The organism is Methylacidimicrobium cyclopophantes, from assembly GCF_902143385.2.
Lineage (GTDB): Bacteria > Verrucomicrobiota > Verrucomicrobiia > Methylacidiphilales > Methylacidiphilaceae > Methylacidimicrobium > Methylacidimicrobium cyclopophantes.
This window is the reverse complement of record NZ_CABFUZ020000029.1, coordinates 1-3,968: the sequence shown is the minus strand read 5'-3', so window position 1 is coordinate 3,968 and position 3,968 is coordinate 1. Positions and strand designations below refer to the sequence as shown.

Below are 3,968 nucleotides of genomic sequence, written 5' to 3'. Positions count from 1 at the left end.
CGGCCCGCCGGCCGCCCCCCGCGAACGCGAAGCCGCTCAACCGACGGGACGCGTCTTTCGGGAAGAAGAGTGGGAGAGCTTTGTTTCCCCCGAGGGCGCGCCGGCCGTCGAGGGGAGAGCCCCGCCGAGGCCGCGGCGGAGGGAGCCGATGAGCCCGATTCGGCTCAAGATTGCCGAGCGGCTCTTGTCTGCACACCAGAGCACGGCCCATCTGACGACATTCAACGAGGTCGATCTGACCGCCGTAAAGGAGCTTCGCGAGCGATACGGGGAACGTTTTGCGCAGAGGCACGGCGTTCGGCTGGGCTTCCTCCCGTTTTTCGTTCGAGCCGCCGTCGAGGCTCTTCGCCAAATCCCTCAGGTTGGCGCCCAGATCGATGGGGGCGACTTGGTCTATCTCGATCGCTACGACATCGGGATTGCGGTTTCGACCGATCGGGGATTGATCGTTCCGGTGCTCCGCGAAGCCGAGAAGAAGAGCTTTGCGGAGATCGAGCGAGCGATTCGGGAGGTCGTCGAACGGGCTCGTTCCGGAAAACTGACGCTTCCGGAACTGGAAGGGGGCATTTTCACGATCACCAACGGCGGCGTTTTCGGCTCCTTGGTCTCCACCCCGATCCTTAATCCTCCCCAAAGCGCGATCCTGGGCATGCATGCGATTCAGGATCGCCCCGTTGCCATTCGAGGCAGGGTGGAAATTCGTCCGATGATGTACTTGGCCTTGACCTACGATCATCGAGTGATCGACGGAAGGGAGGCCGTGACCTTCCTGGGGCAAATCAAGGCATTCGTGGAAAATCCTGGGATCATCTTGCTCGACCTCTGAGCGAGGCTGGAGATCTCCCTTGGCAACGAAATCCGGGTATGACCTGGTCGTAATCGGGGCGGGACCCGGCGGCTATACGGCGGCCCTCCGCGCCGCCGAGCTCGGATTGCGGACGGCGATCGTAGAGCGTTGCTCGCAACTGGGAGGGACCTGCCTGCGAATCGGCTGCATTCCGAGCAAAGCCCTTCTCTCGTGGACGGAAGCCTACGTCTTCGCCCGGGATCGGCTCCGCGGGAGCGGGATCGCCTCGAAGGGCTTCGAGGTCGATCCGACCGGGATGCATGCCCGAAAAGAAGCGATCGTGGAAAAGCTGGCCGGGGGGATCGCCTTTCTTTTGCGGCAGCGCGGAGTGGAGGTGGTGGAAGGGGTAGCGCGGATTACCGGGCCGCAGACCGTTGCGGTCCGCCAGGCCGATCGGGAGGAGATCCTGCAGGGCCGCGCGATTTTGCTCGCTTCTGGAAGCGAGCCCGTGGAGCTTCCCTTCCTTCCGTTCGATCGTCATCGAGTCGTCGACAGCACCGGGGCGCTCTCCTTCCCGGAAGCTCCGCGCAGCCTATTGGTGATCGGCGCGGGCGCGGTCGGGCTGGAGCTCGGATCGGTCTGGAGCCGATTGGGAACCGAGGTTCTCGTCGTGGAGCTGCTGCCGCGCATCGCGGCGGGCTTCAGTCCGATGGTTTCGAAGGCGCTTCAGCATGAGTTGGAGAAGCAAAAGATCCGGTTTCTTCTGGGGGCCCGGGTGACGCGGGCCGAGGTCGACGAGGGTGGGGTGGCGCTGCGGGTCGAATCGGGCGGAGCGGAGCAGACCCTCGTCGCCGAGCGGGTCTTGGTCGCGGTGGGGAGAAGACCATGCCATACGGATCTCGGCCTCGCCGAAGCGGGAATCGGCCTGACGCCGAGCGGACGGGTGGCGGTAAATCGCCTCTGGCAGACCTCCGTGCCTTCCATTTATGCCATCGGCGATCTGATCGAGGGTCCGATGTTGGCGCATCGGGCGCAGGCCGAAGGGAGGGTCGTGGCGGAGCTCCTGGCGGGGATGGCGTCCCGGATGCACTACCTCGGCATCCCCAACGTGATCTATACCGAGCCGGAAGCCGCCAGCGTCGGCTTCTCGGAAGAAGAGCTCCGTGCCGCCGATCGTCCGTATCGCCGGGGAACCGCGTATTTCGGAGCCAACGGCAGAGCGCTGGCGGCCGAGGCTCCGGAGGGCTTCGTCACGGTCTTGATGGAGGAGAGATCCGGCAAATTTGCCGGGATGGAGATCGTCGGCAGCCGGGCATCCGAGCTGATCGGCATCGGTGCGCTTGCGCTGGAGACCGGGGCGAGCGTGGAGTGCTTGGCGCGCATGATCCAACCCCATCCCACCTTCCAGGAGACGGTGAAGGAAGCCGCCCTTGCGGCGCTACGCGTGCGGCGATCGAAGAGTTCTTGAGGTTGCGATCGGGATCTCTTTGGAGCAGGAAGCATCTGCCTGCCGCGATCCTCGCCGACGGGTCGTCCGCGTGCGCACGCCTTCGGGCAGAGAGTGGAAATCCCGGTAGACCCGAGGGACGCGGACACCGACAGAGGTTACGATCTCATACGAGATCGTTCCCGCGATCTTGGCGAGTTCGTCGGCGTGGATGATTTGATCGCCTTGCGAACCGAGAAGAACGACCTCGTCGCCGACCTTGCATCCGCCGGCGGAGGTCACATCCACGACCGTCTGGTCCATCGTCACCCGGCCCCGAATCCGACAGCGATTCGAGCGGACCAAGACCTGCGCGCGGTTGGAGAGTGCGCGGGCGTAGCCGTCCCCGTATCCGACGGCGAGCGTCGCGAGCCGCTGCGCCTTTCGCAGTAGGTAGGTGGCTCCATAGCTGACGGTGCGGCCCGCAGGCAGGTGGCGCAGCAGGGTGATGCGCGTTTTCCAGGACATGACGGGCCGCAGCAGCCGCCGGAGAAAAGGCATGGGAGGCAGCCCGTACAGGGCCAGGCCGACTCGGACATAGGAGCAGGCGTAGATCGTCCGGCGCCAAAGAGCGGCGCTGTTGGCCACGTGGAGCGCCTTGTCGGCGAAGTGGGGCCGCCAGCGCAGGAGCTCGGCCCACTGCTCCTCCGTTCTTTCCGGATCCTCGTCCGCCGAGCTGAAATGCGTACAGACCGCACCGATATTCAGGGCCGGAAGCCTCTCCGCGCGCTTGAGCTCCTTTACGGCATCGGCTCCCCAAAGCCCGAGCCGTCCCATGCCGGTGTCGATCTTGAAATGCGCGCTCACCCGCGTGCCGGCCTTTTCCGCCACGCCGTTGAGCCTCCGGGCCTCCTCATAGGTGGAGATCGTGGGCCAGGCACGACATTCGATCGCCTGTCGGAACTCCCCCGGAAGGCAAGCGCTCAGCAACAGGATGGGAGTCGTCGTCATCCCCGCCGCGCGGAGCTCGGCCGCCTCCTCGACGTTGCTCACTCCGAGGACATCCGCTCCTCCGAGGACGAGCTCCTTGGCCACCGGGACGAGGCCGTGCCCGTAGGCATTGGCTTTGACCACGGCGATCAGCTTGGTCTCTTGCGGAACCCTGCTTCGAACGACGGCAAGATTATGGCGAAGGGCGGAGCCGTCGATTTCCGCCCAACAACGCAACGGGCGCTCTTTCATGAAACCCGGGGGAAGGCGCCGGTTGCTTCCGCAACCGAGCCACGCAGATAAATGGGCTCGGGAAACGGATCGTCCGAAAAGGCGGCGCTCTCCTCTTCGAGCCGCAGAAAATCGGCGGCGCGAGGGTAGGCCCGTCGCAGTCCGGGCCCGAGCTCCTCGGCGGAGAGAGCCAGGTCGAGACCTTCCACTTGCGCCGAGAGCTCCTCTCTCGGAAAAACGAAGGGGGGCCGTGCCAGCCGCCCACCGGAAAAAAGGGTTCCGTAAAGCTCCCCCCTTCTGGCGTCGGCGAAGATCCCGAGACGTTCCACGTCCGGAAATTGAACGGCCAGCGACCAGGCGCTGCAGAGAGAACGGAGGCGTGCTCCCATGCAAAAGGCGATCGCTTGGGCCGCCGCGATGGAGACGCGAATCGAGGAAAAGGAGCCCGGCCCGATTCCGACGAGCAGAGTTCGGATGGGGAGCGAGGAGAGGGAGAGCTCCCGCAGCGCCGAGAAAAGGGCCGCCGAATGGCGG

4 protein-coding genes are annotated in these 3,968 nt (G+C 65.1%); 2 read left to right on the top strand and 2 right to left on the bottom strand.

The window, feature by feature from the left end:
• Positions 1 to 826: dihydrolipoyllysine-residue succinyltransferase (sucB, locus tag FN369_RS00835; RefSeq protein WP_142524328.1), on the top strand; the 826-nt coding region annotated here is incomplete at its 5' end.
• 19 nt (positions 827 to 845) lie between these two features.
• Positions 846 to 2,255 (top strand): dihydrolipoyl dehydrogenase, encoded by a 1,410-nt coding sequence (gene lpdA / locus FN369_RS00830; RefSeq protein WP_142524327.1) that lies wholly within the window; start codon positions 846 to 848, stop codon positions 2,253 to 2,255.
• Here the strand turns inward: lpdA and alr are convergent.
• Together alr and FN369_RS10945 are read right to left on the bottom strand one after the other, a co-directional pair.
• A complete protein-coding gene (gene alr / locus FN369_RS00825; RefSeq protein ID WP_142524326.1) occupies positions 2,226 to 3,455 on the bottom strand; it encodes an alanine racemase in 1,230 nt (409 codons plus the stop codon). The genes lpdA and alr overlap by 30 nt on opposite strands.
• On the bottom strand, positions 3,452 to 3,968 hold a 517-nt coding region (locus FN369_RS10945), incomplete at its 5' end, for a tRNA (adenosine(37)-N6)-threonylcarbamoyltransferase complex dimerization subunit type 1 TsaB (protein ID WP_178087585.1). The genes alr and FN369_RS10945, both read right to left, overlap by 4 nt.

Excerpts from the sequence above, each read along its gene's own strand:
- alr (WP_142524326.1), bottom strand. The coding sequence starts at position 3,455 with ATGAAAGAGCGCCCGTTGCGTTGTTGGGCGGAAATCGACGGCTCCGCC.